Genomic DNA, 24,028 nt, shown 5'->3' on the forward strand with positions numbered 1-24,028 from the left:
CCTCCGAGTTTCCGGAAGCCTCGGCGTGGTCATGTTGGTAGCGCTACGGACAACGGGCTAGTCGTCGGTCTCGGGCAGCGCCATGGCCTTCAGAATTGCGCGCTCGTGCCGACGTTGTGGGTCCCGCCAATGCGTCAGGGTCCCGATGTAAGCGACCATTGCGGCTTGGTCCGCATTCTCGGCGATGGGCGGGATCTCGAGCTCGAGGAAAGTCACCAAAGCGATCCTGTAGAGGGAGCTGGCGAGCAGGAGCAGCGGTACCTCGTTCGTCGCGAGTTGCTCGGCTGTCACCTCGTTCCCGTGCAAGAAGTCATTCCGCAGCCGGTAAATGCGGTCATATAGAGATGAAGCGAGGGTCCGCGCTGCACTCCGCCTGCCGATGGTCACCTGGTGACAAAGGGTAGCGCAGGCGTTGTCGACCCACCTGGCGCGATCAAGGACATCCACGACTTGAGCCTCACCGACAATTCCGCCAGGCCCTGGATGGAGTAGGATTTCGAACGCGCTGACCCACAAAGTCAGCAGCCGCCCCACGTCGTAAAAGCCATACTCGAGCCCACCAGGCATCATCATGGCATGGTGGGCCATGTTGAGTGAGCGAAAGAGAGCGCGGTCCTCCCATGACGCTTCACCGTCCCCGAAGCGCCGGTGCCATCGCCTCAGAACTTCGTCGAATATGGGGCGATCAACGACGTAAGTCGCAATAGCGAACTGAGGTAACCCGGCATCTGTTTGGCCACGAAAATCATCCACTAGGTGCGAGCCAAGCATCGCGGGCGTCTGACCGATCAGTTGCTCACCTTCCCTGTCGACCATCCAGGGATAAAACGAAAACGTCTCCGCCCACACCGGATTGCCTAGGCCGCCACCATCCGTGATCTGAAGGGCGCGGGCGGTGGGAAGCGTTGCTACGGCCAGGAGGTCACGGAATCCGGCGATGGCGGACGTATCTCTGTATGATTCCGAAGAGTCCTGCCGCACGATCAACACCGAGGGATCTACGGGCTCACCGAATGCGTCCGTAAACCTACTGAGGAAGTCGCCGAGCCTTGGCTGCTCGGCAGTCGCCTCCTGCACCCGTCCGTCGTCGGTTCGAGTGACTGCAATATCTCCATCCCCGATTGCCTCCCCCAAGTAGAGGTTTGGCAGGACCAGGACGGGCAACCATTCGCTCATGTCTGCGACCAGACCAGGTTGTTGAAATTCAGCAGGTCGTCTGCATGGAGCAGTTTCACACCGCATGACCGCGCCAGCTGCTGTGCCGCCGGCGTATAGACTTGATTGCTGACCACGGCTGCGCCGGATGCACTGTAGTGGGCCTTTGCCGCGAAGATCTCCTGCACCGCCGCATTACCGACCGGACGGCTGAAAAGCTTGCACTGAAGCACGACCTTGACGCCGTCCTTGGTCGCCACTACGTCGGCGCCCTGGTCGCCAGAGGCCTTTGTTCCGTTTGCCGACCATCCCGACCAGCGCAATGCGTTCTCGCACCACCGCTCAAATTGGATTGGCGTCATCGCCGGGTCCCGATACGCGATGCGTAGGCGCTCGACATGATGCAGGATGGGTGCCTCGAAGACGGCGCGGAACTCGGCGTTGGCGGTATCGATCACGTCGAGTGCACCAGGCTGCAGGATGTCCGGCAGCTTGGGGACCACCTTCTCGCGGACGAGGCGAACCAGACCTGGATCCATGCTCGTTCGTACGAGTTCAAGAGCTTGAGGCCTGGGGGTCATCGGCGACACTGACGAGAACCACCGGAGGTAATCCTGTGCGAGTTTCGGGATGTCTCCGCCGCATTCACGGGCGTACACCGCCGACATGCGGTCGGCGCGGGTTTCTCCCAACTCCAGAGGACGATTTCGCTCCTCGTCGGCCAGAGCTTCCGCTGCCCTCTTGCGCTTTTCGGCATCGGCGGATTCCGCCCACTTCAGGAATAACCAGGCAGCAATCGCCGTGACGATCAAACCACCGGCAGTCCACCAGACCCACTGAGGTGTCCAGATCAGAATCAGGAATAGGATTACGCCCGCGACCAACGGCATCCGGAAAGCCCCCAGAGTTTTCTTTCGCTTATCGGTTGATCCGGCTGCAATTTCCAGAAGAATCCTACCCACGCCCCCGGGTCGCGAACCTTGCCCCACCGATGACGCCGCCGCGGCGACGGGCCGGCGCAGCATTGGAGTTCGCGGCGTTGCCGTAGGTCATTCCCCTGGGCGGTGGCATCACCGAGGTGCGCGGGTCCTTCATGACCTGGCGAAGGGTTAGATCCTCGTGGATGGCGGCCATGACGGACCGATCACGTCCCTCGAAGCGGTCCCTGGTCACGTCCACCGGAGCCTCGTCGATCTCGCGGCCGACCTGGTTGGGCCATGTCAACCTGCACAGCTCGAGCGTGGCGAGGCACCCTACAAAGGTGTCCCAGGGCTCGTTCGCGTGCCACTTGGACTTCACCCAATAGTCCCCGCCGTCCTTGTCCTTGACGTGCCGCTCGGCGAAGAGACCCTTGAAATATGCGGGCACTGCATCGCGAAGCGACTTCGGGAAGTGCACATAGCCTGGGCCGACGCGCTCGGTCTTGAGCATACGATCAGCCTTCTCCTTGCCCTCGCGGGTGCCGACCCTCATCAGGTCATTGGCACGTGCATTGTCGGTCTTGGCCCGGGCGATGAGCGGTGCCTTGGCGGCATGCTTCTCTTCGTTTTCGCCCTTCATCGGCCGGTAGATGTCCCACCGATGTTTGGCCCTGCGAAATTCCAGCGCCTGGGTCTGCGAGTAGCTGGCGTCATAGCCGCACATCAGGATTCGCATGGTCGAGCCGTCGGGCTTCCGCCAGTCACGGAACACGATGTCATCGAGCTGCCGATTGGCTTCCTGAGACCATGGCGCATAGTCGTCGAGAATGAAGTGGCCGACGACCCATACCTCCTCCTGCGGGCCGAAGGCGCACACGGTGAGCTCATGGCGGGCCTTTCGGTTGAGGCTCGCGTCCTTCCAACCGGCCTGGGTGTCGTAGTAGGCCGTCATGTGAATCGTCTGCTGCGGGATCTCGGCCGGATACGGCTCCGGCCTGGTGGCTTCGAACGACCCGACCTCGATCGGCTTGCCGGCGTCGACGCCTTCCCAAGGGAGAGCGAGCACGTTGTTCCAGAACGTCTGCAAGTCCTCGGGCTTGCCCTGCGCGTCGACCCATTCCTGCGCCAGGTCGGTCCAGTTGGCGCCGGGCAGCAGCGAGATGTAGCCGGGCACATGAAGCGCGGTGAGGCCGGGACGCTTAGGGATCGCGGTGGGTTGCCACCCCAGACGCTCGTCGATCGGTGTCGGATCATCATCGGCGTAGACGGTATCGCCGGCGACCTCGTCCATATCGAACTTGGCGGATTCCTCGAGGATGCACCCGTTGACTTTGCAGACGTACCAGACCTCCTCGACGATGCCGTCGTCGCCGACCCGGAAGCGGATGCCGTGGCCGTCGTCCTCCTCGTCGGTTACGGGCCCGCCCCACTCCAAGTACTGGCGGCCACCGCAGCACGGGCACGCGACGAAGAACCTGCACTGGTCGCTGTCCAGCCACTGCTTGTGGGTGATCGAGTTGCCGATCGTACGCGGAGACGAGAAGGCGTAGAGCTTGCGGTTCCAGAAGGACTTGGATCGCTCCCACATCAGCTTGATGCGGTTACCGTCGGAACCGCCAGAGGTCAGCTGCCATCGGTCGATTTCGTCGCCGACCGTGACGCGGAAGGTCTCTTGGGAGAACGCCTTGTCCGTCGCTGCGCCGGACAGCACGATGCGACCGCCGTTGGTGTATGTGCGGTCGTTCCACTTATCGAGAGTATCGCCCTTGATGGGCTTGCGGACCAGGGGAGACAGCTTCTCGCTGTCCCGGAAGAATGGGGTCCAGATCGCGTTGGCGAACTTCTGTGCGCGCTCGAGATCGGGCTGCCACCAGCCTACCGGGTGACCTTCGTGCGCAACATGGTAGGCGGCGATGCCGGCGAAGAGCACCGTGAAACCGGTACGAGTGCCCTTCATCGCGATCAGCTGCTTGGTCGAATGGTGCACCGCCTTGCGTGCCGCGCTCTTCTGGAAGCCGAAGAGCTTGAACGAGGTGCCGCCCTCGGCAGAGGATTCCTTAGGAAGGATGATCCTGTCGTCCTCCTCCATCCAAAAAACGACGTCGACCTCCTCGGCGATTGGCAGGTGGAGACGGAGCGCGGCGAGACGCTCCCCGAAGTTGGCGATGCCGAGATCGAACCGGCGGCGGATGGCCTCACGCATCGGGCAGTTTCCCCACAAGGGCGGACAGGGCTTCGCGCACAAGCTTGTCGGCGGTGGCCTTCACCTTAGCCGGATCCGTGATCTGAGCTGTCCGTGCGGCAAGCGTGTTGCCCAGGTTCTCGAGCTTCTGCCGCATGGTGGCGTATTCCTTCGAGATCATGGTTTCGGCCACCGCGATCGGAATGACCGATCCGGCGAACTCGGCTTCCTTCATCTCGGCGATGTTGGCGTCCGCCCGGGCCCGGCGGGTCTTCGCCTGCTCCTCGGTTTCGCCGCCGTCATCAGCCCACTGGCCGCCCTCGATTTCCCTTTTCACCGCCTCGATCGCGCGAGCCTCGGCTTCTGCGGTCGCCCTCTCCAGGCGCCACCGGACGACCTCGGCTAAGTCGAGAGTGAACGACTGGCCTGGGCCCGACGGCCGGGATACGACCGGGCATCCGCTCTCGATCCACGATTGCACGGTGCCGCGGGTGGTCCCCATCATGGTGGCCAGGGTGGCGGAAGAGACGAAGCGAACGGCTTCCGCCTTCTCGTTCTTGGGATTACGCGGCATGTCCGCAGGCTCCATCGGAAAATTTTGTAAAAATGGGAGGCTGTACGAGGGCAAATCGACCCCGCACCCCCGCTCCCTCAGGGGCCCCCGACACCCTGTGACAGCCCTTGGCACCCATGCCTGCCCCTCGAAACCTCAGCATTTCCCGGCGCTCCCGACCCCCTGCCCCCGCTCCCGACCTGCCCGCAAGTATTCGCCGACCGGTTTTACTCACCAGATCGCGCGATCCATTTCCGAAGCTAACGCGGCTTAACTTCTGATAGCTCATACGGCCGGGTTCGCGGGTGCTTTCAGGCCGAGCGACATCTTGGCCGGGGGTGTCTTCGACACCGAGACAGGTAGACTTGGAGAGCGCGGCTACGACCTGGCGATCGACAGCGAGGACATCGTCGGCGAAGGTCTTCCAGGGCGACCGATCGCTCTTGACCTGGGAGACGAAATCGCTTGACTTATGCGACCGGAGTGATCTCGTGAAATCTGGATTGTTCAACGACATCAGGGCACTACGTGATAACCATCGCTTATCACGTAGTGGCATCTCGGGCGTCCTGGGCGAAAGCTCGGCAACGAGTGAACCGGATTTCGGTTGACGAGGATCGGGCAGCGAGATCACAAGTTCGTGATGACGATTTCTTGGATGAGGCGTCCGATTTCGCTTGACTAGATGGCAAGTATTCGTGCAGCGCTTGCTAAGTACAATGCAAGCAATATTATTCCAGCTAGCAGTACTACTTATGTATTCGTTTGGGGTGTATAAGCATTCGTAAGTATAGTTTGAGAACGATATTTCACTGAGAGGGCTTGAAATTTTGGGGTCTGTTCGACCCTGTAGCGAATACTTGAACCCAGGATTTCCGGGGCTTTCAGCGTGATATGAGCTATCCGAAGCTAAGGGGGTGTTAGCTTCGTTTACGTCCTCCAGGACGTCCCTCATCGCCCGCTCCCCGTGCGCCGCATCGCCCGCGTCAGCCTGCTCGGCAGCGTCTTCGTTGCCCGCCTGATCGCTGCCCGCATGGGGCGCTCGAAGCTCGGCTGGTAGTTCGCCCTGTCCACCGCCGCGACGATGAGCTTGGGCGCGCTTTGGCCTTTCACGCCCTTCTTCCGCAGCGGACGCGCCCAGATGCCCCTCTGCCCTCCGGGGCGCAATTGGCCCCAAAACAAGGCTCCGCCCGGTCCCGTCATCGAGAATAGCTTGCGCAGCATCCCCATCGGCATGTTGCCGCCCTTAGTCAGCGTGACGTCCACGCCGAGCTCACGGACCTCGGGCAGATCTAGGTTCTCGGGCCTGGGGATCATGATTGCGGCGTTGGCGGGCCCAATCTCGCCTGGCAGGCGCTCCTGATCATGACGACCAAGGTGATAGCCGAGCCATCTGGCAGCAGGCTCGCGGATACCGACGGCAGCGGTGACATCGTCCACGTCATGGACGGAAGCGTGGCGACGCTGCCGGGCGTAGAATGCGTCGAGCGTCTGGGGCTCGGGATTGTCGAAGTGACGATCCGCCGCCGTCCGGACCTCATCACGAGCCTGCAGGGCTATGCCGTTGTAGGCGGACTGGGCCGCGCGCGCGACGACGCCCGGCACCGCTTCCAGTGCCTGCTCGGCCTGTCGGAGCGCTTTGCGATTGATGCGGATACGGATGTCGGCCATGCCCGAAGCGTCCGCACCGGGATTCCTTGCGTCAAGGTAAGAAACCCTTGGGACCAAAAAAAAGACCGCCCCGGAAGGCGGTCTCGAAGTCGACGTAGTAATTTAAGCCCGCCGAATATGGGCCTATCGCTCGCATGACACAAGTGGTTGTGCCGAATGTTCGTCAAAAAGGCGGACGTATAAGCGCCCACGTCGTGAATACCCTACTCCCGCGACACCCACGTTACTTCATCATACTCCGTGATTTCGGGGGCGTGACGCTGCTGCCATCGCCCGCTTGTCTACCTCTGACCAGGGGATGTCGCCACGACGGGCAAGCGGCTCAAAGCCGTCGACATGCATGACAAGGCTCGGGACGTGGTGAAGCTCGCTGTGGTGTGGCCTGGGCGCGAGACGATTCCGAACCGCTTGTTGCGCAAGCTCTCGATCCGCACCGTTGCGCATGAGGATTAACACTGCAGTCCGGAATGTGCGCTCAAGCGACACGAAGACACCGGTCCCGTCGTGTTGAGCGTAGACCGGCTGGAGGCAAAAGCTCATGGCCTCTGTGATGGCGCGATCGACATGCGCGGCCTCCGGCATGCCCACAGCCCGCCGAATGCCACGCCATTTCGCCGTTGCGTCTGCAGCAGCACGACGGCGCGCCGCTCGCTGTTTGGCGGGCGCGATCGGCAGGTCGACGCTGTCCGTGCTCTCGGTCATGAAGGGGAGCGTCATTCGAAATTTCGCATGGCACAAGCCTCACGCTGTGATCCATCACGCCGTGATGCGGTCCGCGCTGTCCGTGCAGGCCGGGCGCAGTCGCGCTGCTCGAGATATCGGGAGAAGAGGTCCTCGGAACCGGGAGCAAAATAAGATCAGTACCCATAGGACCGAACTGGGCTAGACCGGCGACAGCCGGTCCTACGGTCTCGTAGCGAAGCGGAGAGACCACCAATCAACGGGCCGCCAGGCCCTCCGTTTCGGTCCGCAGGACCGCCCTGGCGATCTCGAAGGCCTACCATCGGACCGATTAGGAGAAGGTCGAGCCGGATATTGCCCCGTACAGCCTCGAAATGAGATCAAGATGGGGGATCGTGCCGAAAGTCTCGTTTCGGGCGTGGAGTATGGCTCCAGATAGATCTCAGGCCTATCGGCAGACCTGGGTCGACACCCCACCTCGATGATCCACTCGAGAAATGGTCCGACAGACCATCTCCCTTCGACTCCTCGGATTAGTGTCTATCGACACGACTGGTCCGATGGGGCGTCCTCGAGCCCACCTGCGGCCGGAGGCGCATCGTGGGCCTATCTCGCACATCGTGATCCCTGTCGCCCTCCCAGAGCCCTACGGGCAACCCCGTCGACTCCTTGGCCTCTGGCCCGTGAGACCTCAAGATGCGCGAAGCGCACTTAGGAATCTAAGCGGGGCAAAGCCCCCTTTGGATCCCTGGATCCGCAGACCCCGAATTTGCCCCCTATATATCTATTATACTATAGGCGGGCGGAATTGGTGACGCGTTGTGGTATTGTGCGTTGCAAATCAGTCGGTTAGAAATCGAACGTGGTAGCTCTTGACGTTTTCGTAGGTGCTTACCACGTGATCGCCATTCTGCCCCTGTGAGACCCTGATGCTGCCTGACCTGATCCCGATCCCAACCGACACGGCAGCTCGCTACTACGTCAGCGGCGACCTGACCGCTCGTGACCAGAGCTGGGCGGTCGCCCTACTCGTGCAGGCCGTTGAGCGTGGGGAAACCGGTACGGTGTTGCTTCCCGACAATCGCACTCGTGAAGCCCTGGGGTTGGTCAGGCGCGACAAGATCGTGACCGAGGAGGCGCGGTGGCGCCGGCTGCGAGCTGGGATCATGTGCCGTCGCAAACCTCCTACAGTGACCTTCGCGACCTCAGGCGACGGATCCGAATACCCAGTTCGTCACAACCTGGACGACATGCTCGCCGTCACGATCGACGAGGACCTGGCGCGGGCGTTCGATCCGGGTCGCCATGGCGACCTCGTTTACCTGCCGCTCCGCATCCTGCAGCGCGCAGAGTGCCGATACACGCTGACGATGATGATGCGCGTCCTGGCGTGGTCGGCGGGGGAAGTGAACCGGCGGTGGGTCGTTCGTGATGATGCCGGCAAGCTCAAACTGAGGGTACCTATGGCCGATCTGCGTGATGCGCTGTCGACCCCGGCGGCGATGAAGCCCGTGGCGTTCGCGGAGGTACTCGAGACTGTGTGTCGGGAGATTACCGAGTTGACCGACTACTCCGTGACCGCGGTGCCTCGAAAGGCCCACACGGGACGGATCCGTGACATCGAGATCGACGTCATCGTTCCGGACGTCGACGCGCTCGTTGCCGAGGCTGAAGCAATGGGGCCAGGACGGCCGAAGAAGCGGTGGCGCCCGAAGGACAGGCCGTCGCGGAGAGCGCCGGCGGAGCCTGTTGCGGTTTCTAAATCGGCGCTGGATGCGGCGGTACCGTTGAGCGTCAAGAGGCCGGATACACAGGACTTCACGCGTAAAACTTCAAATGCGATCGATCCCCCAGACGGAAAATTGGATCCTTCGGGTATAGGGTTCAGAAACCGCGAAATTGAGTTTTGAGAGGGCAGCAATGTTCCATGTTTCCGACCTCGAGGCCGGCCTGATGATGGCCAACAACCGCAATATGGCCTATGCCACCCAGCAGATTAATCTCGCCAACGCAGAGATTCGCAGACTGCGTGCCGAACTGGCCCAAGCCCGTGCCGATCTCGATACCGAGCGTGGCCGTCGCCAAGCCGCGGAATACAAGCTCCGCCGGAACTGACGGTCGGCTACCTCCTGAAATGAAGAAGGGCCCGAGATCACCTCGGGCCTTTCTTTTATGCATATGCGAGTGTCCGTCTCGGTGCCGGACGTTCCGGTTCCGGCGGTCGGGCATCGCGTTCCATTGCCTCGACATAGTCTGCGATCGAGCGTGGGTCGCAAGCGATTACGCCGCGGATGCTGCCGTTCCCCCGCAAGTGGTCCTTGAGATCGGCATCCCGGGCGGAGATCACTCGGCACAGCATCGTCCGATCCATCGCCATCAGCCATGCCGCCGTTTGCTCCGGTACCGCCTGGAACGCCTCTGCCGGAATATCCTCTCCCATCGCCATCGCGGTCGCCATCGCCTTGATCCTCTCGATCAGGCCACCGGTTTCGCCGGCGGGTGGTGCGTAGCGCGAGGGCGAGGAAACCGGAGTGGGTGCTGGAGCCGAGGCACCGAAATCGGGAACGAGCTGCAGCACGAGCCGGCCGGTGCGCTTGCACACAACCCAGGTGAACGCGGCTACCGCACGCAGAGCCGCACCGATCGCGGCAAGGATTGTTCTCATAACTGTACCTCCAGGCCTGGATGGCCCTGGAGAATGCTACGGTTGGACGACGCAAGAAAGAAGCGCGTGCGTTTGTGATACATCATGTATCACAATTCCGGTCGCGCCACTAAACCTCCGCGTTTCCTAGAATTGACAATTCGTCCCACGACAGACAATTGTCAATGCAACCTTTCAAACCTCGAAACACTACAATCTTCGGCCTGACGGGCTATTTTTGTTTGCGTCTTGCGAAAATCCAAGCGAGCCTTTTTGTGCAACCAGAAAGGATTCTTGCCGTGCCCACGAAGTCCCTCGGCCTCCGCCGCTTCGGCGGCCCCGAAAGATACCTCAATTTCCCGCCCCCGGTGTCCGCGACGACGGATGAACAGGAGCCGTCCACGTCGGAGTTCATTGAGCCGCTCGAAGAGGCCGATGCCGAGTTTACGGGCATCGAGACCGCCGTCCAGGCCACCGAGCCCGAGAACCCGGTCGACGATGATGACGACATGCCGCTGGGCTTCTTCCGTGACGCCAAGGGCAACGAGTTTATCGATCGTGTGCCCGCCTTTTTGATGCGGGACCGCCCAGTCTCGAACATCCGGTGATGACCATGGCCCCGATTACAATCCCTCCCGAGGTCCCGCTGCTCGTCAATCGCGGCGCCCTTTTCGTCATCAACCATAGCGCGGGCAAAGACAGCCAGGCGATGACGATCCGCCTGCGTTCGGTCATCCCCGCGGAGCAGCTTCTCGTCATCCACGCGGACCTGGGCGAAGTCGAATGGTCGGGTAACCGCACCCATATCCTAGACACGATCGGCAGCCTGGAGCTCGTCGTCTGCCGCAACCCGAACAAGACCCTCCTGTCGATGGTCGAGCAGCGCGGCATGTGGCCCTCTGCCGGTCAGCGTCAGTGCACGTCGGACCTCAAGCGCGGTCCTATCGAGACCGCGATCCGCCGGCACCTGGCCGCGCACCCCGAGTTCAATGGTCTGGTCGTCAGCTGCTTGGGTATCCGAGCCGCGGAGAGCCCGGCTCGGAGCAAGCAGCGTCCGTTCCGCTACAGCGAGCGCAACTCGAAAAATGGCCGCTCGTGGTACGAGTGGCTGCCGATTTTCGAGATGTCGACGGAAGAGGTCTTCGGGACCATCGCCGCGGCGCATCAGGAGCCGCATTGGGCCTACCGAGCGGGCATGTCTCGCCTCTCCTGCGTCTTCTGCATCATGGCGAGCAGGAGCGACCTGCGCACCGCCGCCCAGCTCAACCCTGAGCTCTATGCCCGGTACGTCGATCTCGAAAAGCGCATCGGACACACGCTGTCGATGTCCGGGCAGACGCTCGAAGAAGTCACCGGCATGACCGCAACCCCCATTCGCGAGGCCGCATGATGCACTCGTTCTCTCATTACGACGCCCTCGCCCGCCAGGCGGCCACGGCGCTCTATCTCTATGTGGATATCGAGACCATCCCCTCGCAGGACGCGACCCTGATCGATGCCATCCGCGCCAAACACAACGTCGCCGAACCTCAGCTGGACGCGATCGAGCCCGACAGGCGGCTAAAAGACCCCGAGAAGATCGCCGACGATTTGGCGCGCAAGCGCGAGAAAGCGGTCGCGGATAATTCCACCGCCATCGAAAAGGCCGAGGCCGCGATCGAAGAGGAATACCGCCGCACGGCCCTAGACGCCTCCACCGGACATATCGCCTGTGCGTGCGTTGCCGTCGGTACCGGAGATATCTACGATGCCACGATTTCATGCGCCGCCCAGTTCATTGAAGATGCCGAGCGCGACATGCTCAACGAGCTCTTCGGCGGACTGGAACAGCTTCTGCAAGATCACGCCCGCAATGCCGCTCTCAAATCCCTGGATGCCCAGGGCCGCGACAACACGGAATCGCTGAAACTCGAGATCCAGCGCCACCGCGTCGTCCCCGTCGTCGTCGCTCACCACGCCGGCTTCGACATCCGCTACATCTGGCAGCGCGCGATCGTGCTCGGTGTCACACCACCCAGCTGGTGGCCGGTGGATGCCCGCCCTTGGGACACCGATCGGGTTGCCGATACGATGACTATGTGGGCCGGCCACGGTAACCGCATCGGCCTCGATCGCTTGTGCAAAGCCTTGGGCCTCCCGGGCAAGCAGGGCGTGGATGGCTCCCAGGTCTGGGACTTGGTCCGCGCCGGCCGCATCAATGAGGTCGTCAGCTATTGCGACGACGATGTGAGGCGTTTGAGGTCGGTGCACCGCAAGATGCTGGGGCTGCCGCAGCTCGAGATCGACGAGATCGAAGTGCCGGCCGAGGGGGCCGATGGCGAGAGGGAGGCCGCATGATGCGGATCACTTCCGAAATCATCAACGCCACCCCGGTTTCCAAGCTCCGCGGGGTCGAGTGGTTTGAGACCGGTGACGGGTACTTCGCTCGCGTCACCGATGACCTCGGGAGGCGCGAGTTCCACCTGCAAGTGAAGCCTACCGCCTACGGCTGGATATTCGAGCTGTCCCAGGCCGAGCACACGGCGAAAATGATCCTTGAACTGGATGTCAAGAACGACACTGAGGCACGGATGGCGGCCGTGGATCGTGCACGGACGATGGCATTCCCGCTGGAAGATTGCTTCGATGCGCGGTCATGAGATCCTCGACCAGATATCATGGTCCGGAGACATGCATCCGGACACGATCTCGCAGATCGAAGCTGCGATCCTCGACCTGGATCGCAAGGCCCACGGCACAAACCGACCAGCCTTCAATGCGATGGAAGTGCACCGGCGGCTGACCGTTTTCATCAGCGAGAGGGGTGGCTACCGAAAGGCCGCAGAGGTCCTCGGGATCAGCAAGAGCTTTCTTTTCGACATGCACGCCGGCGAGCGCCCCGTCACGCCCGCGGTCCTGCATCGTCTCGGCCTGCAGAAGTCGATCAAGGAAATCTACTCGCCCGTCGCCTGAGACCATTTGTGGCTTGCCAAGGTGTCCGCCAACATGACGGACAACACCATTGGAGTGACATCCATGACTGATTTCGTTGCCCCGCCCTCCTTTGCTGACCTCATCTGGGACGAGTTCCGCGCTCCCGCGACCGATCGTTTCTGGGCCTTATATAATCATGGTGATCGGGCCGGGCAGCGTGCGCTCGCGAGCGTCGGGATCTATGCTCGCAAGGACGACAGGCGCCAGTGGTTCGTTTTCTTCTCGCCCGGGAAGGTCGACCCTGTCGTCGTCACGGATACGATCACACAGATCGAGCTTGACGTTTTCGCTGCCGGCTTGCGCACATCCGACCGTGCCCGTGAGCAGCAGCAGGCGATCAACGACGAGGATCTGGAGCGCAGGGAAATGCGCGACCGTCGCCGGAACATCGCCCGGGTGAAACTGACCGCTCGCTATGGTGAGATGACCGACGGCGAACTGATCGCGGAGGCTAAGCGTGAGGGGCGCAATCTGCTCCGCGAATGGGGTGCGTTCTGTGTCAACTCGAAGCGGATGTGGTCGTTCACGACGATCGACGCGCCGCTTTCGCTGCTCCAGGCGGTGTGGCTGACGGAGCTCGTCGATCGCACGCGAGACAAGGTCGCCGCCGCGCGCGAAAATATCGTGGCGAAAGGGAACGCGGTGGACTGGCACGACGACCAGATTGTGCTCGCTGTCGAATTTCTCACCGACGACGACATGGATCGCGCGAGCTCTGAAAATGGTGTGGGCTGGTCGAAGGCCGACAGTTCGCGAGGACACTGGTGCCGCGGAATGATCAGGCGCGGCGGTGCCGATCGTGATATCGGCATCGACGCGGCTCGTCAGATTCTGCGAAAGTACGAGAAGCAACTCGGGATGCGGGATATCCGCGCGAAGGCCGCGTTTGACAAGGTCTTCGACGAGCTCACTGGGCAGGCGGTGTAAGAAACCGATGACAAATCGCGGGTGATGTCACTTATTTTTGACATCGACGTTTACCGGTGAATGTACGTCCCCGGCACCGGCACATACCCGATTAGCTTAGGCTGCGTGGGCACTTCCTTGTAGTCGTAGACAAACTGCCCCTCCTCGTAGAGACCCTCAAAGCTCTCGAACCGCAGCGCGAGAATTACACCGTTTTGCCCTTCCGTGCGGCGCCTAACCCAGTGGTCCAGCGCGGTCGAACTTCTTTTCGCATACGATATGCTTTTCAGCTCGGCGCCGACACTGCTCCCGCGTTTTAACCCTTCTGCCGAGATCGCGTCGAAATTCGACATCGCGGTGCCATGGAAGACGACAAGTGGGTCATCCTCGAGATTCAGCGGGAAAACGCGGTAGTCCTCGCGGACATGCATGTCGTCTGGCAGCGGGTATTCCTGCACCTTGAGCTCGCTTATGTGTACTTTAACGAAAGGATCGGGTTCTTATGTGCAATAAAACGAAACCGAGGCCAATATCGGGGGGGTTATGTTGTTCGGCAAGCCTAGCATTCTGAAGGAGTACGCCGGACTTGCCCGGCAGCTGGAGGAGGGAGAGCGCCGTCCACCGCAGCACGAGCGGCCGCGGTCGGTGACTGACAAAGGGTTTGCGTCCTTTGCTACGTCCGGCGTCCAGGCCGTGTTCGAGGCATTCGAGTATTTTGGCACGCTCATGAACCGCCAGGTTTCCGACCCCTGGACCATTGAGGAAACCTCCGACACTCTGGTGAAGGACATCCGGAGCGACAGCCCTGAGCTCGGGCGGACTTATCGGGTCTATTACAACGGTGTGAGGATGGGGCGTCTCCAGGTCACGGAAGGAGTCACCGCGGATGGTCTCGGCAAGGACATCGAGTGGCACCGGGAACACCGTTCCGCCTACGTAATCCTGGAACTCGACAACTTGCGCTTCGTGCCCTACGACGACGTGCTCTCGATGGTGTCGACGGTCGAACTCCTGGTTGGAGTTTTCGATGACAACGATTTGGCTAGAGCCCGTGCCAAGTCCAGCGCCGCCGCCGCTCTCACCGGCTATCTGTGGGAGGTCATGCGAGCGGGTGACGAGTATGTCCCGCCATTCGAGCACCGCGTGGACGGACCATACGATCTGCTGAAGATCACCACCGATCACTGGAAAGAGCGCGGGATTGACCCGTTCGAGCGGTGGGATGGGGACCGATCTCTATGATCTCGGGCGAGCGGGTATGGGTAAACGACTGAAGGTCGGACCGTGCGCCCTGTGCGGGGCAACGCGACCACTGACTAAAGAGCATGTCATCCCGAAAAGCCTCTATCCGGTCTCGAAACGTGGAGCCTGGAAGCCGATCATCATTTCGGCCTGCAAGGAGTGCAACAACGGAAGCGCCGACGATGATACGCACCTCCGATACGTACTTCTGATGGCGGGCGAAACGAGCGATGCGGTTCGGGAGGTGTGGGATGGACCGGTGCGGCGCAGTTTTGACCAACCAGATGGTCGACGCCGAGCTATCGACGTCTTCAAGCTCATGAAATCGGTGCCGGATTTGCCGGGTGATCGCTACATGATCTATCCGGCAAACGACGAGCGCATCCTGCGTTCGATACGGAAAATCACGCGGGGTCTCTGCCACCACCACGCGATCCATGGAACTGTGATCCGCGACGATCAAGTGGTCTCTGACGTGGTGCGAAAACCTCTTTCGGAAACCCTTTTACAGAACATGACATTCTACGGCTCGGTCCCCGAGGTGCTGGAATATGGAGTGGTGACGATTCCGGAAGCATCGCTCTGGCGATTTAAGTTCTACGAGCGGACCGAATTCTATTCCCTGGTGCAGCTTCAACCGGGCGATTGAATGTGAATGCCGAAGCCCACGCTCCCAGCCTTCCGTCCCTTCCAGCTCGCCAAGCTCGTCGATCGCATCCCGGACGGAGACGACTGGCTGTTTGAAATGAAATTCGACGGCTACCGGTGCCAGGCGGTGCTGTCCGGCGACCGGGTGACGCTCTTCTCCCGCAGCGGCCTGGACTGGACGCGCACCTTTCAGTACCTGGTGCCGGCCTTCGAGAAGCTGACGAAGGGCACGGCCTCAATCGACGGCGAAGTGGTCGCGATCGACACGGAGGGCCGCGCGAACTTCAACCTCCTGCAGCGCTCGCTGAAACTGCGCGAGCCGATCGTCTTCTACGCCTTCGATCTCCTCGAGGAAAATGGCGAGGATTTGCGCAGCCTGCCCCTGATCGAGCGGAAGACGCGCCTCGAGGCATTGCTCGGCGAGAGAGCGCCATCCGATCCCATCCAGTACTCCACCCACATCGTCGGCCACGGGCAGCAGGTCTTCGATAGAATGTGCGCCGGCGGCCATGAGGGGGTGATCGCTAAGCGCTTGAACGCGAGGTATCAGAGCGGTGACCGCTCGCCCACCTGGCTGAAGGTCAAATGCACCAAGCGGCGGGAGTTCATCGTCATTGGCTGGAGAACCAACGAGCAAGGCGAGGATCTTCGCGCGTTCCACTTGGCCGAGGAGGTCGACGGCGAGCTCGTCTATCGCGGCCGGGTCGGCTCCGGCATAACCGATAGGGAGCGGCCGGGGTTCTTGGGCGCCGTCGAGCTAATCGAGATCGATGAGCCCGTCCTGACGGTGCCGCGAGAAGAGCGAAAGCTTGGTCGTTGGATTGAACCGCGGTTGATCGCGGACGTTGCCTTTACCGAGATCACTGAGGAAGGGACGCTCCGGCACCCCTCGTTCAAAGGCATCCGCGTAAGGGAGTGAGAGCATGTCCGACGACGATGTCAAAGTCCGTATTCGAAAACTCCTCGACGAGGCGATGGTGAAATATGGCCCATCAATCGAGCTCGCGGCCATAGAGGCCAGTTGGGGCGATACGCTCAACGACGAGGAGATGATCGACTGGCTTGAGACTTTCCTCGCTCACGGGACGGGGCTCGAGCGCGACGTTGAGACGGATGACCTCCAGGAGCTCGAGGAGGAGTATCAGAAGGGGCTCACACGCCATTAGAAGGGGACCTAAAGGCCCCAATGGCACAATTGGCTGACCGACGATGGGGATAACCTGATGGCCGTCATTGCCCTGAATGGCGGTCCAGGCGTACGCCTAGGTTATGGCCGATATTGATAACCCGCCGCCGATTACGCAGATATTTTTCGGACAAGCTCTTGGAGAGCGGGCCAGGATTGTCCAGAACAACAAACGCTTCGTTCACTACACGAGCGCCGAAGCTGCATTCAGCATGATCAAGAATGCCGAAGTCTGGATGCGCAAGTCCTCGACGATGAACGACTTCTCCGAAATCGAGCATGGCATCGAGTGCCTTTTCCACGCATACAAAGGCCCATTCGGTGAAAGGCTGAAGAGAACCCTCGAGAACGCCCATCCGAACATCGTCTCCCAGATCGCAGAAATATTCGATAGTTGGCTGCCTCATTTTCGCTTGGAGACATACCTCACATGCATTTCTGAACACGAGGACAAAGAAGATCGTACCGGTCGGCTCTCGATGTGGCGAGCATACGGAAACGTCGCCATTGTACTGAACAAAGACATATTCATGAGCGAGACGGATGCTCTGAAGGCCTATTCAAGTCCGGTCGCTTACCTATACCCGCACCAATTTGAGGTCGAGTTTGGCAAAGTAGTCGAGAGAGCAGAAGCTGCCTCTTCGTACTTGGCAACTCTCGACCGAGAGCTCGTAGTCCACAATGTATTTTCAATGTTTAGGTATGCGGTTCTCTGTACCAAGCACCCCGGATTTCATGAAGAGCGAGAGTGGCGGGTCATCTATTCGCCTACGTTTGAACTCTCGCCAAGGATCAAGAAAACAATCGAGGTCATACGCGGCGTGCCTCAAGCCGTGTGTAAGATACCCCTCTCTGATGCGCCTGACGATGGGCTCAACGGCATAGAGATCCCAAAGCTTGTAAACCGCGTCATTATTGGCCCAAGCCAATACCCATTTGCCCAGCTCGAGGCGTTCATTTATTTGCTGGAAGAGAGGGGGATGTCCGACGCGCGCGAGCGAGTGTGGGTTTCTGACGTCCCGCTCCGACAGCCATAACTCCTACCCAGCCTGGCACCACCACTCGTTACCATCAGGCCAGCGTCTCGCCAGCCCCTCGTCGATGAGGATATCGCCCACATCGCGGCCGTCTATCCTGATCGTCGCCAGCGTCCTCTTTCCTGTGCCATCCAAACCGCCGGTTTCGACGGTAATCGCATTCGAGTTGAGGAGCTCGAGTAGTCTTGCGCTTGCCCGTTTTGCCAGAGCGACTTCCGCCTGACCGCCGCAAATGGCCGTGTACGGCTCGGGTGTGTCGTAACCCTCGAGGCGCAAGTTCTCACCGTCCAACCAAATCGTATCACCGTCGACGACACAGGTGTGCCGATGGGAGCCGGAGCACATCTCGAATTGGACACGGCGCTCGGGGCTCGGTGCGGGTAATACGAGCGAGACCAGTGGCGCAGCGTTGATGGGGATCTCATATTGATCGACCACCACGTAACCTAGGGCGCCAAGCGCCGAGACCGTCGGTACGGCCATTACCATCGTCACCCAGTCGAGCTTTCTGGTTTTCGGCTTCGGACGGCGTCGGAATTCGAGAACGGACATGACCTCACCCCCGTCGAAAGGTAGTCGCGCAGAGTGAAGGGACCGTTATCTGCGAAGTCACATTGCCACCGAAGTGCCTCTCGCTCGCCTAACGACGCTCGGTCAGGGCTAGCTCGATCTGCCGATCGGTCTCGGCGTTGGCCTCCCGACTGAGCATATAGTTCTTGGCCAGCGACTTCATCGCGCGCGCAATGATCGTCGGGTCCCATCCCGCGCTCTCGGCTGCCTCTGCAACCTCGATGAATGCGACCTCCATCTCGAACTCGCAGCGCAACTGATAGTCGAGATCACTGGCCGCAAGGTCAGGCGGCGCGATGCGGGGCATAGGCGAGTTTCTCCGTTGACGGAAGCTCCGGGCGTTTGACGTCATAGGTGTCCCGCGGGTTCCAGATGTGCTTCATTTTACCCGTGCCCATGTCGTTGGGGTCAAAGTGGCAGCCTTGGAATTCCACTCGGAAGGCGTCGGCGGCCTCTGGTGTAGGGAAGTGGAAAACGATGAAGTAGACTTGGCCCCGGAAAAGCACCGTCCAGTGGCGAGGCGCCGCGCCGAGCTGTCTCTCGCGCTCGAGGATTTCGCTGAATCTCGCGCGAACCAAGACATCGGACACGGCGATTTTGTGCGGCCACCGGAGATTGATCTGGTTTTTGGATAGCTCGCCCTTTCGGTAGACCATGGCTTCACAGGTCGATCGGCGCGATCGTCTCCGGGCCACCCTGCCACTTGTTGGAATTTACCTGGCGGTCGACACGGTGAACCGTCATCTGACCGTTGATATGGCGCTCCCGCACGATGTCGAGCGCAGTCTCCACATCGGACTTCGGATCGAGCCACGCGTCATAGGCTTCTTCAGCCAGGGCAACCGGCATGCGATCATGGATCATCTCGACGGGCGGCACGGGTGGAGACGTGATGATCGCGCAGGTCGTGACGTTGAGCTTGTGGTTGTAGGCATAGATCCCCGCGAAGGAGAACGGTGACCCGTCTGGTATGTGGAAATACCAGGGGTCCTTGCCCTTGTCGTCGGCGATCGTCCATTCGTAATAGCCATCGGCCGGGATGAGGCAGCGACGGGCGGCGAACGAGTCCTTCCATGACGGTTTGGTCGCTACTTCCTCAACGCGCGCGTTGATCATCGCGTATTTCGGCCGCTCCTTCGCCCATGGCGGTACCAGCCACCAAGAAGCCTCGCGTACCACGCGTTGGCCGTCCTTGAGGCGGCAGTAGAGGATTTGGTCGGTCGGGCAGATATTGTAGCGCGCTTCGGTATTGCGCGGTGGGTTGAGGTCGAGCGAAAGCTGATAGAGCCGCACGAGCTCGGACCAGCTCATCTTATGAGTGAAGCGACCGCACATCCCCTACCTCGTCATCGTCGTCGTAGACCGTCGGCGTGATGGTCGTGGTGCCCACGAACTCGCCATCGAGGAGGTTATACAATTTCCCGCCGATGTCAGCGGTGGCCGGCTCATCGTCCATGACCATCTCGTCCTGGTCATCCGGCTCGAAGATGCCGAGGATTGATCCCTTGGGGAAGGTGACAGTGCCACGGTGAGCCGCGTCGTCACCCTCGAAGTCGACGTCGCCCTTGAAGGTGACTTCGCCCAATGCGGCGGCGAGAGCGAGCATGAGGGCGGGCCGGTCATCCTGCACGACGACGCGGTCACCATTCTTCAAAACCAAACGATAGTAGCTCATTGGAGTCTCCCGGTTTCAGTTGGATTTACTCGTTGCCTCCGTTCACGACCTTGAGGCGCTTCCGGGCGAGGTTCGCCCCAGTCGGCTTCAGGCGCAGTGGCGTCACGTCGGCGGCGGCCGGCGCGTAAGGCTCTGGTGTGGTCGGTGGCACCACCCAATCTATGTTGACGAGCGAGCCCCAGCATTTCGGACACCGCAGCCTTCCAGGCAGGCGTGAAAGCGGGAAATCGTGACCGAGCGCGATCGCCAGGGTCAGGACGTCGAGGACGGTGACCTCCGGACACGGCGATGTCCGCCGCATCGCCGCCATGTGCCGCTCGCACTTCATTCGGGCCAGCCAGTTGCCCTCGAGCGCATCCCGGATTTTCGCCCACATCCACGGCGGTGGCTCGTATGCCATGGCACTGCACTGCCCGCTGTCCGCCAGGCCGCATGGCCGGCGCCCGGAGCCCGCGACCTGCAGCGCCAGCTGACCGACCGTCAGATTGCGCCCGAACCGCTTCGTGAGCTTGTCCATCTCCAAAGACGGCGCGTTGCGTCGACAGCGGTGACACTCGACCTGGACGATCGGCGTCGTATAGGCGGAGACCGGGGTTTGCGGCGGAATAAGGCGATAGCTCACGTCGCACCGCTATCCCTCCTGACTGTCGAGGACGCGCACGGTGAGCGCTTCCCCCTCCTCCGGCTGCCGGACTGTGATCGTGCCCCGGGCCGTGTCGATGACGGTCTCGTATGGGATGCTGAGGTGGCAGGCTTCTCGGCCCGGGCGAAAAATGGAGAACCGGAACCCCACCTTGGAGAGCTCGACGGCCTCTTCGTCGGTGGGCTCAAAAGAGCGGCCGGTCCGGTCCCGCAGGGGCAGTGTGTGTGAGAGCATGGCTTCGCTCCTCGTTGCATGTTCTCGTTATGTTCTACTCCTGAGATCGGTTGGGAGTCCAGATGGCTCGCGATCACGATGATCTTTAGGGCAGTGCTAACGCCGGCGGTGTCATCAGGGTTAAGGGAAATGAGGAGGCAATGGAGGATAAATGACCGACACGCATATTGAGGGTCTCCGTGCTCTCGTCGGAGTTTTGAGGATCACCAGAGACCCGTGGTGCATAATCACCGGCGCCGCGACCGCCCTGTACACGGGCGACTGGTCGGACGTCCAGGACATCGATGTCGTTGTGTCAGTCGGCGATGCCCGCAGGCTGCTGTCCGCCGGCTTCGTCGATCGCACTGACGGCGGCAGGGATCGGTACCGGTCCGCCATCTATGCGACCCGGGAGGGATCTGTCCCGATCGACATCTTTGCCGATTTTGAGATCAACACGGCCGGAGGATGGTTGCCGATCCTACCAATGCCGATGCCCCTCAACAGCCCGGTCGGCACTGTCTACGTCCCGAGCGTCCAAGAACAGCTCGCCATCACCCGTATACTCGGACGAGCGAAGGACGCGGCCCGCATCGATAGACTCGAGCGCCTGATCGAATCTTCCCCCTGAACTTCACCCCACCGCAGGTAATCTTGAGGGTGAAGTGCCGGCAAATCGGGGTGAAGTTCCGCGCATTTTCTAGAATTTACGATGTCTTCGCTGCGGTCATTGACGGAGTTATGGATCCGGGCGACCGTTTTTGCATGATGTCCGAATTCGATTCATTTCCGGTGCCGGTACCGTCCATTGCGATCCAGCGCAGCGAGGTGGCTGTGCGATCGAGGGCGCGTGGGCTCGCTGTGCACGATGAGGCGCCGCTCGCGATCGACGACGTGCTGGGCCTTCCCGAGTTCGCGGGGGCGATATCGAAGTATCAATTGCGCCAGGCGATCGCTTCCGGAAGGATCGCTGTCGAGCGGCACGGGCGCCGCATTATCCTCACTGCCTCGGCGGTGAGGGCTTGGAGAGAGAGTTGTCGCGTAACAGCAAAGGGGCACGCCTCTGGCTCAAGCCCGCGGAATACGATCGGAAAACGGGCAAGCTCCGCAAGCGGTCCGTCTGGCTTATCCGAGACGGCGAGATTTCACTCGTCACTGGCTGCGCTCCGGCTGAGCGCGAGGAAGCTGAAAAGCAGCTCGCCGATTACATAGCCACTAAATACAAGCCCGACCGCGAGAAAGATCGGCCCGCGGCACAGATCCTCGTCACCGACGTCCTGCAACTCTACGCTGAAGAGGTCGCACCCGGTCACGCCAGGCCCGGCAAGACGTCGGAGCGTTTGGTTCAACTGGGAGAATGGTGGCAGGGGAAAACGCTCGCGGAGGTCGCTGGCAAAACATGTCGCGAGTACACCGCATGGCGCGTCGGCCAGCCGTGGAAGAGCGCGAAGCCGGAAAAGACGGGCAAGCCCCCGAGAATGGTGACGGAAGCGGGTGTCCGCCGTGAGCTCGAAGACCTTCGGGCGGCCATCAATTACCACCGCAAAGAGGGCTATTGCCGAGAGGTTGTCGAGGTAACCTTGCCCGCGAAATCAGTTGCTAAAGAGCGGTGGCTGACGAGGACAGAGGCAGCGCGCCTGCTTTGGACGTGCTGGCGCACGCGGGAGATGCGTACCATTCCAAAGGGACCGCGGCGCGGCCAGCTCGTCGTAAGCGACCGCTACCGATGGAGGCATCTCGCCAGGTTCATCCTCGTCGGCCTCTATACCGGGACACGCGCGGCAGCGATCTGTGGCGCCGCTCTCAAAGTGACGCCGGGATCCGGCTACGTTGACCTCGACCAGGGCGTGCTTTATCGGAGGCCGCACGGCCGTGCGGAGACGAAGAAGAGGCAGCCGCCTGCCAGGTTGCCACCGCGCCTACTCTCCCATATTCGACGTTGGGCGCAGCATCGCGGCGATGACACGATCTCGAAAACTCATGTCGTCGAGTACCAAGGCGTGCCCATCAGAGAGACCAACAAGGCGTTCGCTCTTGCGGTGGCCGCTGCCGGCCTGGGTCCCGACGTGACACCACACGTGCTTCGGCACACTGCCGCCACCTGGATGATGCAACACGGCGCGGATTTGTGGGACGCAGCGGGCTACCTCGGCATGAGCGTGCAGATGCTCGAGCGAACCTATGGGCATCACCACCCGGACCACCAGCAGAGCGCGATTGACGCGGTGACCGCCAAGCGTCGAAAGTAGCGTCACTATCGGGGGGTGAACATGAAACGGACTGTGGCGGCGGGCATAGCAGCAGCGATTGCGGTGGTCTTAGTCGGCGGAGCATTCGGTGTGCAGTACCTAGTCTCGCCCAAGACCTTCGACGAATGCATGCTCGCTGAGATGCGCGGTCAGGCTCAGGCAATGTACTCCATTGCTCGGACAGAATGCGAGCGGCGACACGGTGTGGAAGTCGAGATCTATGCCGATGCGGACGATTTCAGCTGGACTAACGAAGGTCCCTATACCGTCGTCAAGCTCTCAAGCGAAATCCTAGCGTCCTACACGCCTTCGAGGGGGCAGTTCGCGTTCTCAACGAAGCCATGCTCCGATGTTACCGCTGACGATATGGAGAAACACATTCCAAGTAGACCTGAGAACGGTGGTTTTAGGCTCGGCATAATGGCACCGTCAGACCCTCGCTGCCTGCAGCTACTCGAACTCTACGGCACGAGGAGATAGTCCCCTAGAACAAATCGGGTTACGGGGACAGGATGGGGACAGAATGGGCGGAACAAAGCCGGATTTCGCCGACACGGGGACAGATTGCCCCTTGACCCCTCCCCTACTGAGACCCTAGGAAAACTGGCGTCTCGGGCGCATGGGCCCATAGCTCAATGGTTAGAGCCGACCGCTCATAACGGTCTGGTTCCAGGTTCGAGTCCTGGTGGGCCCACCAGATACAATCGAGGTTCTCTGGATTCATCGTCCGGCAGGGCACGGCGGCAGGACCGATGCGTCCGCCAGGGCTCTTTACCGTTCCGCCTTCACTGGCGGCCTGGGCGGCCTTTTGCAATATGGGGCCATTTCGGCACGTTGTTCTTCATCGCCCAGTTCCTTCAGGTCGGACAGGGCTACTCGC

Annotated in this window: 32 protein-coding genes and 1 tRNA gene; 18 read left to right on the plus strand and 15 right to left on the minus strand. The window is 61.0% G+C overall.

The features are described 5' to 3' along the window. Nucleotides 1-57: 57 nt before the first annotated feature. From QQK18_RS04290 to QQK18_RS04305, 4 genes are all read right to left on the minus strand, one after another. The gene (locus tag QQK18_RS04290; protein WP_284339052.1) at nt 58-1,176 is read right to left on the minus strand and encodes a hypothetical protein; all 1,119 of its coding nucleotides are present in this window, start codon (nt 1,174-1,176) and stop codon (nt 58-60) included. Next, nucleotides 1,173-2,045: a restriction endonuclease gene (locus QQK18_RS04295; protein ID WP_284339053.1), complete on the minus strand. Its 873-nt coding sequence runs from the start codon at nt 2,043-2,045 to the stop codon at nt 1,173-1,175. The genes QQK18_RS04290 and QQK18_RS04295 overlap by 4 nt, the downstream gene beginning before the upstream one ends. A 64-nt stretch (nt 2,046-2,109) precedes the next feature. Next, nucleotides 2,110-4,278 (minus strand): terminase gpA endonuclease subunit, encoded by a 2,169-nt coding sequence (locus QQK18_RS04300; protein WP_284339054.1) that lies wholly within the window; start codon nt 4,276-4,278, stop codon nt 2,110-2,112. Then, on the minus strand, nt 4,271-4,831 hold the full coding sequence (locus QQK18_RS04305; RefSeq protein ID WP_284339055.1) for a terminase small subunit: 561 nt from the start codon (nt 4,829-4,831) through the stop codon (nt 4,271-4,273). Before QQK18_RS04305 ends, QQK18_RS04300 begins: the two co-directional genes overlap by 8 nt. Nucleotides 4,832-5,138: 307 nt before the next feature. Here QQK18_RS04305 and QQK18_RS04310 point away from each other — a divergent pair, with 307 nt between their 5' ends. Next, the gene (locus QQK18_RS04310) at nt 5,139-5,279 is read left to right on the plus strand and encodes a hypothetical protein (protein ID WP_284339056.1); all 141 of its coding nucleotides are present in this window, start codon (nt 5,139-5,141) and stop codon (nt 5,277-5,279) included. A gap of 482 nt (nt 5,280-5,761) precedes the next feature. On the opposite strand, the gene QQK18_RS04315 is transcribed toward QQK18_RS04310, so the two are convergent. Together QQK18_RS04315 and QQK18_RS04320 are read right to left on the minus strand one after the other, a co-directional pair. Beyond that, on the minus strand, nt 5,762-6,481 hold the full coding sequence (locus QQK18_RS04315) for a hypothetical protein (protein WP_284339057.1): 720 nt from the start codon (nt 6,479-6,481) through the stop codon (nt 5,762-5,764). A 231-nt stretch (nt 6,482-6,712) separates the two neighbouring features. Then, nucleotides 6,713-7,198, minus strand: coding sequence for a hypothetical protein (locus QQK18_RS04320; RefSeq protein ID WP_284339058.1), 486 nt, complete (start codon nt 7,196-7,198; stop codon nt 6,713-6,715). Nucleotides 7,199-8,091: 893 nt separating this feature from the next. Between QQK18_RS04320 and QQK18_RS04325 the strand changes: the two genes are divergently transcribed. Then, nucleotides 8,092-9,072: a hypothetical protein gene (locus QQK18_RS04325; RefSeq protein WP_284339059.1), complete on the plus strand. Its 981-nt coding sequence runs from the start codon at nt 8,092-8,094 to the stop codon at nt 9,070-9,072. 10 nt (nt 9,073-9,082) lie between these two features. Continuing rightward, nucleotides 9,083-9,277, plus strand: a complete 195-nt coding sequence (locus QQK18_RS04330; RefSeq protein WP_284339060.1) for a hypothetical protein — start codon at nt 9,083-9,085, stop codon at nt 9,275-9,277. A 55-nt stretch (nt 9,278-9,332) separates the two neighbouring features. Here QQK18_RS04330 and QQK18_RS04335 read toward each other — a convergent pair whose 3' ends face one another. Further along, nucleotides 9,333-9,827 (minus strand): hypothetical protein, encoded by a 495-nt coding sequence (locus QQK18_RS04335; protein WP_284339061.1) that lies wholly within the window; start codon nt 9,825-9,827, stop codon nt 9,333-9,335. 278 nt (nt 9,828-10,105) lie between these two features. On the opposite strand from QQK18_RS04335, the gene QQK18_RS04340 reads away from it, so the two are divergent. From QQK18_RS04340 to QQK18_RS04365, 6 genes are all read left to right on the plus strand, one after another. After that, the gene (locus QQK18_RS04340) at nt 10,106-10,414 is read left to right on the plus strand and encodes a hypothetical protein (protein ID WP_284339062.1); all 309 of its coding nucleotides are present in this window, start codon (nt 10,106-10,108) and stop codon (nt 10,412-10,414) included. 5 nt (nt 10,415-10,419) lie between these two features. Further along, complete coding sequence (locus tag QQK18_RS04345) at nt 10,420-11,196, plus strand: phosphoadenosine phosphosulfate reductase domain-containing protein (RefSeq protein ID WP_284339063.1); 777 nt, start codon at nt 10,420-10,422, stop codon at nt 11,194-11,196. Beyond that, nucleotides 11,196-12,143: a 3'-5' exonuclease family protein gene (locus QQK18_RS04350; protein ID WP_284339064.1), complete on the plus strand. Its 948-nt coding sequence runs from the start codon at nt 11,196-11,198 to the stop codon at nt 12,141-12,143. Before QQK18_RS04345 ends, QQK18_RS04350 begins: the two co-directional genes overlap by 1 nt. Beyond that, entirely contained in the window at nt 12,140-12,445 is a 306-nt protein-coding gene (locus QQK18_RS04355) for a hypothetical protein (protein WP_284339065.1), read from the plus strand. Before QQK18_RS04350 ends, QQK18_RS04355 begins: the two co-directional genes overlap by 4 nt. After that, the gene (locus QQK18_RS04360; RefSeq protein WP_284339066.1) at nt 12,432-12,758 is read left to right on the plus strand and encodes a hypothetical protein; all 327 of its coding nucleotides are present in this window, start codon (nt 12,432-12,434) and stop codon (nt 12,756-12,758) included. Before QQK18_RS04355 ends, QQK18_RS04360 begins: the two co-directional genes overlap by 14 nt. Before the next feature lie 63 nt (nt 12,759-12,821). Continuing rightward, nucleotides 12,822-13,706 (plus strand): hypothetical protein, encoded by an 885-nt coding sequence (locus QQK18_RS04365; RefSeq protein ID WP_284339067.1) that lies wholly within the window; start codon nt 12,822-12,824, stop codon nt 13,704-13,706. A 50-nt stretch (nt 13,707-13,756) separates the two neighbouring features. Here QQK18_RS04365 and QQK18_RS04370 read toward each other — a convergent pair whose 3' ends face one another. After that, complete coding sequence (locus QQK18_RS04370) at nt 13,757-14,143, minus strand: hypothetical protein (RefSeq protein WP_284339068.1); 387 nt, start codon at nt 14,141-14,143, stop codon at nt 13,757-13,759. A gap of 88 nt (nt 14,144-14,231) precedes the next feature. On the opposite strand from QQK18_RS04370, the gene QQK18_RS04375 reads away from it, so the two are divergent. From QQK18_RS04375 to QQK18_RS04395, 5 genes are all read left to right on the plus strand, one after another. Then, complete coding sequence (locus tag QQK18_RS04375) at nt 14,232-14,927, plus strand: hypothetical protein (protein WP_284339069.1); 696 nt, start codon at nt 14,232-14,234, stop codon at nt 14,925-14,927. Next, nucleotides 14,908-15,576: a hypothetical protein gene (locus QQK18_RS04380; protein ID WP_284339070.1), complete on the plus strand. Its 669-nt coding sequence runs from the start codon at nt 14,908-14,910 to the stop codon at nt 15,574-15,576. Before QQK18_RS04375 ends, QQK18_RS04380 begins: the two co-directional genes overlap by 20 nt. Before the next feature lie 6 nt (nt 15,577-15,582). Then, nucleotides 15,583-16,494: a non-homologous end-joining DNA ligase gene (gene ligD, locus QQK18_RS04385; RefSeq protein ID WP_284339071.1), complete on the plus strand. Its 912-nt coding sequence runs from the start codon at nt 15,583-15,585 to the stop codon at nt 16,492-16,494. A gap of 4 nt (nt 16,495-16,498) precedes the next feature. Next, nucleotides 16,499-16,741 carry a hypothetical protein gene (locus QQK18_RS04390; protein ID WP_284339072.1) on the plus strand — a complete coding sequence of 81 codons (243 nt, stop codon included), beginning with the start codon at nt 16,499-16,501 and terminating at the stop codon, nt 16,739-16,741. A gap of 103 nt (nt 16,742-16,844) precedes the next feature. Continuing rightward, nucleotides 16,845-17,798, plus strand: coding sequence for a DUF2971 domain-containing protein (locus QQK18_RS04395; protein ID WP_284339073.1), 954 nt, complete (start codon nt 16,845-16,847; stop codon nt 17,796-17,798). A 3-nt stretch (nt 17,799-17,801) separates the two neighbouring features. Here QQK18_RS04395 and QQK18_RS04400 read toward each other — a convergent pair whose 3' ends face one another. The 7 genes from QQK18_RS04400 to QQK18_RS04430 form a co-directional block, all read right to left on the minus strand. Next, a complete protein-coding gene (locus tag QQK18_RS04400) occupies nt 17,802-18,350 on the minus strand; it encodes a thermonuclease family protein (RefSeq protein WP_284339075.1) in 549 nt (182 codons plus the stop codon). An 88-nt stretch (nt 18,351-18,438) separates the two neighbouring features. Then, a complete protein-coding gene (locus QQK18_RS04405; protein WP_284339076.1) occupies nt 18,439-18,675 on the minus strand; it encodes a hypothetical protein in 237 nt (78 codons plus the stop codon). After that, entirely contained in the window at nt 18,653-19,024 is a 372-nt protein-coding gene (locus tag QQK18_RS04410) for a hypothetical protein (RefSeq protein ID WP_284339077.1), read from the minus strand. Before QQK18_RS04410 ends, QQK18_RS04405 begins: the two co-directional genes overlap by 23 nt. Before the next feature lie 4 nt (nt 19,025-19,028). Next, entirely contained in the window at nt 19,029-19,703 is a 675-nt protein-coding gene (locus QQK18_RS04415; RefSeq protein ID WP_284339078.1) for an SOS response-associated peptidase, read from the minus strand. Beyond that, the gene (locus QQK18_RS04420; RefSeq protein ID WP_284339079.1) at nt 19,681-20,043 is read right to left on the minus strand and encodes a hypothetical protein; all 363 of its coding nucleotides are present in this window, start codon (nt 20,041-20,043) and stop codon (nt 19,681-19,683) included. Before QQK18_RS04420 ends, QQK18_RS04415 begins: the two co-directional genes overlap by 23 nt. 25 nt (nt 20,044-20,068) lie before the next feature. Beyond that, entirely contained in the window at nt 20,069-20,665 is a 597-nt protein-coding gene (locus QQK18_RS04425) for a hypothetical protein (protein ID WP_284339080.1), read from the minus strand. A 9-nt stretch (nt 20,666-20,674) separates the two neighbouring features. After that, nucleotides 20,675-20,920 carry a hypothetical protein gene (locus QQK18_RS04430; protein WP_284339081.1) on the minus strand — a complete coding sequence of 82 codons (246 nt, stop codon included), beginning with the start codon at nt 20,918-20,920 and terminating at the stop codon, nt 20,675-20,677. Between the two features lie 151 nt (nt 20,921-21,071). On the opposite strand from QQK18_RS04430, the gene QQK18_RS04435 reads away from it, so the two are divergent. The 4 genes from QQK18_RS04435 (at nt 21,072) to QQK18_RS04450 (ending at nt 23,845) form a co-directional block, all read left to right on the plus strand. Beyond that, nucleotides 21,072-21,530: a hypothetical protein gene (locus QQK18_RS04435; RefSeq protein WP_284339082.1), complete on the plus strand. Its 459-nt coding sequence runs from the start codon at nt 21,072-21,074 to the stop codon at nt 21,528-21,530. Nucleotides 21,531-21,933: 403 nt separating this feature from the next. Continuing rightward, nucleotides 21,934-23,148: a tyrosine-type recombinase/integrase gene (locus tag QQK18_RS04440; RefSeq protein ID WP_284339083.1), complete on the plus strand. Its 1,215-nt coding sequence runs from the start codon at nt 21,934-21,936 to the stop codon at nt 23,146-23,148. Between the two features lie 21 nt (nt 23,149-23,169). Then, the gene (locus tag QQK18_RS04445) at nt 23,170-23,628 is read left to right on the plus strand and encodes a hypothetical protein (RefSeq protein WP_284339084.1); all 459 of its coding nucleotides are present in this window, start codon (nt 23,170-23,172) and stop codon (nt 23,626-23,628) included. 141 nt (nt 23,629-23,769) lie between these two features. Beyond that, nucleotides 23,770-23,845, plus strand: a tRNA-Ile gene (locus QQK18_RS04450). The last annotated feature ends 183 nt before the right edge of the window (nt 23,846-24,028 follow it).

This window comes from Devosia nitrariae, from assembly GCF_030160115.1.
In the GTDB taxonomy this organism is placed as follows: domain Bacteria; phylum Pseudomonadota; class Alphaproteobacteria; order Rhizobiales; family Devosiaceae; genus Devosia; species Devosia nitrariae.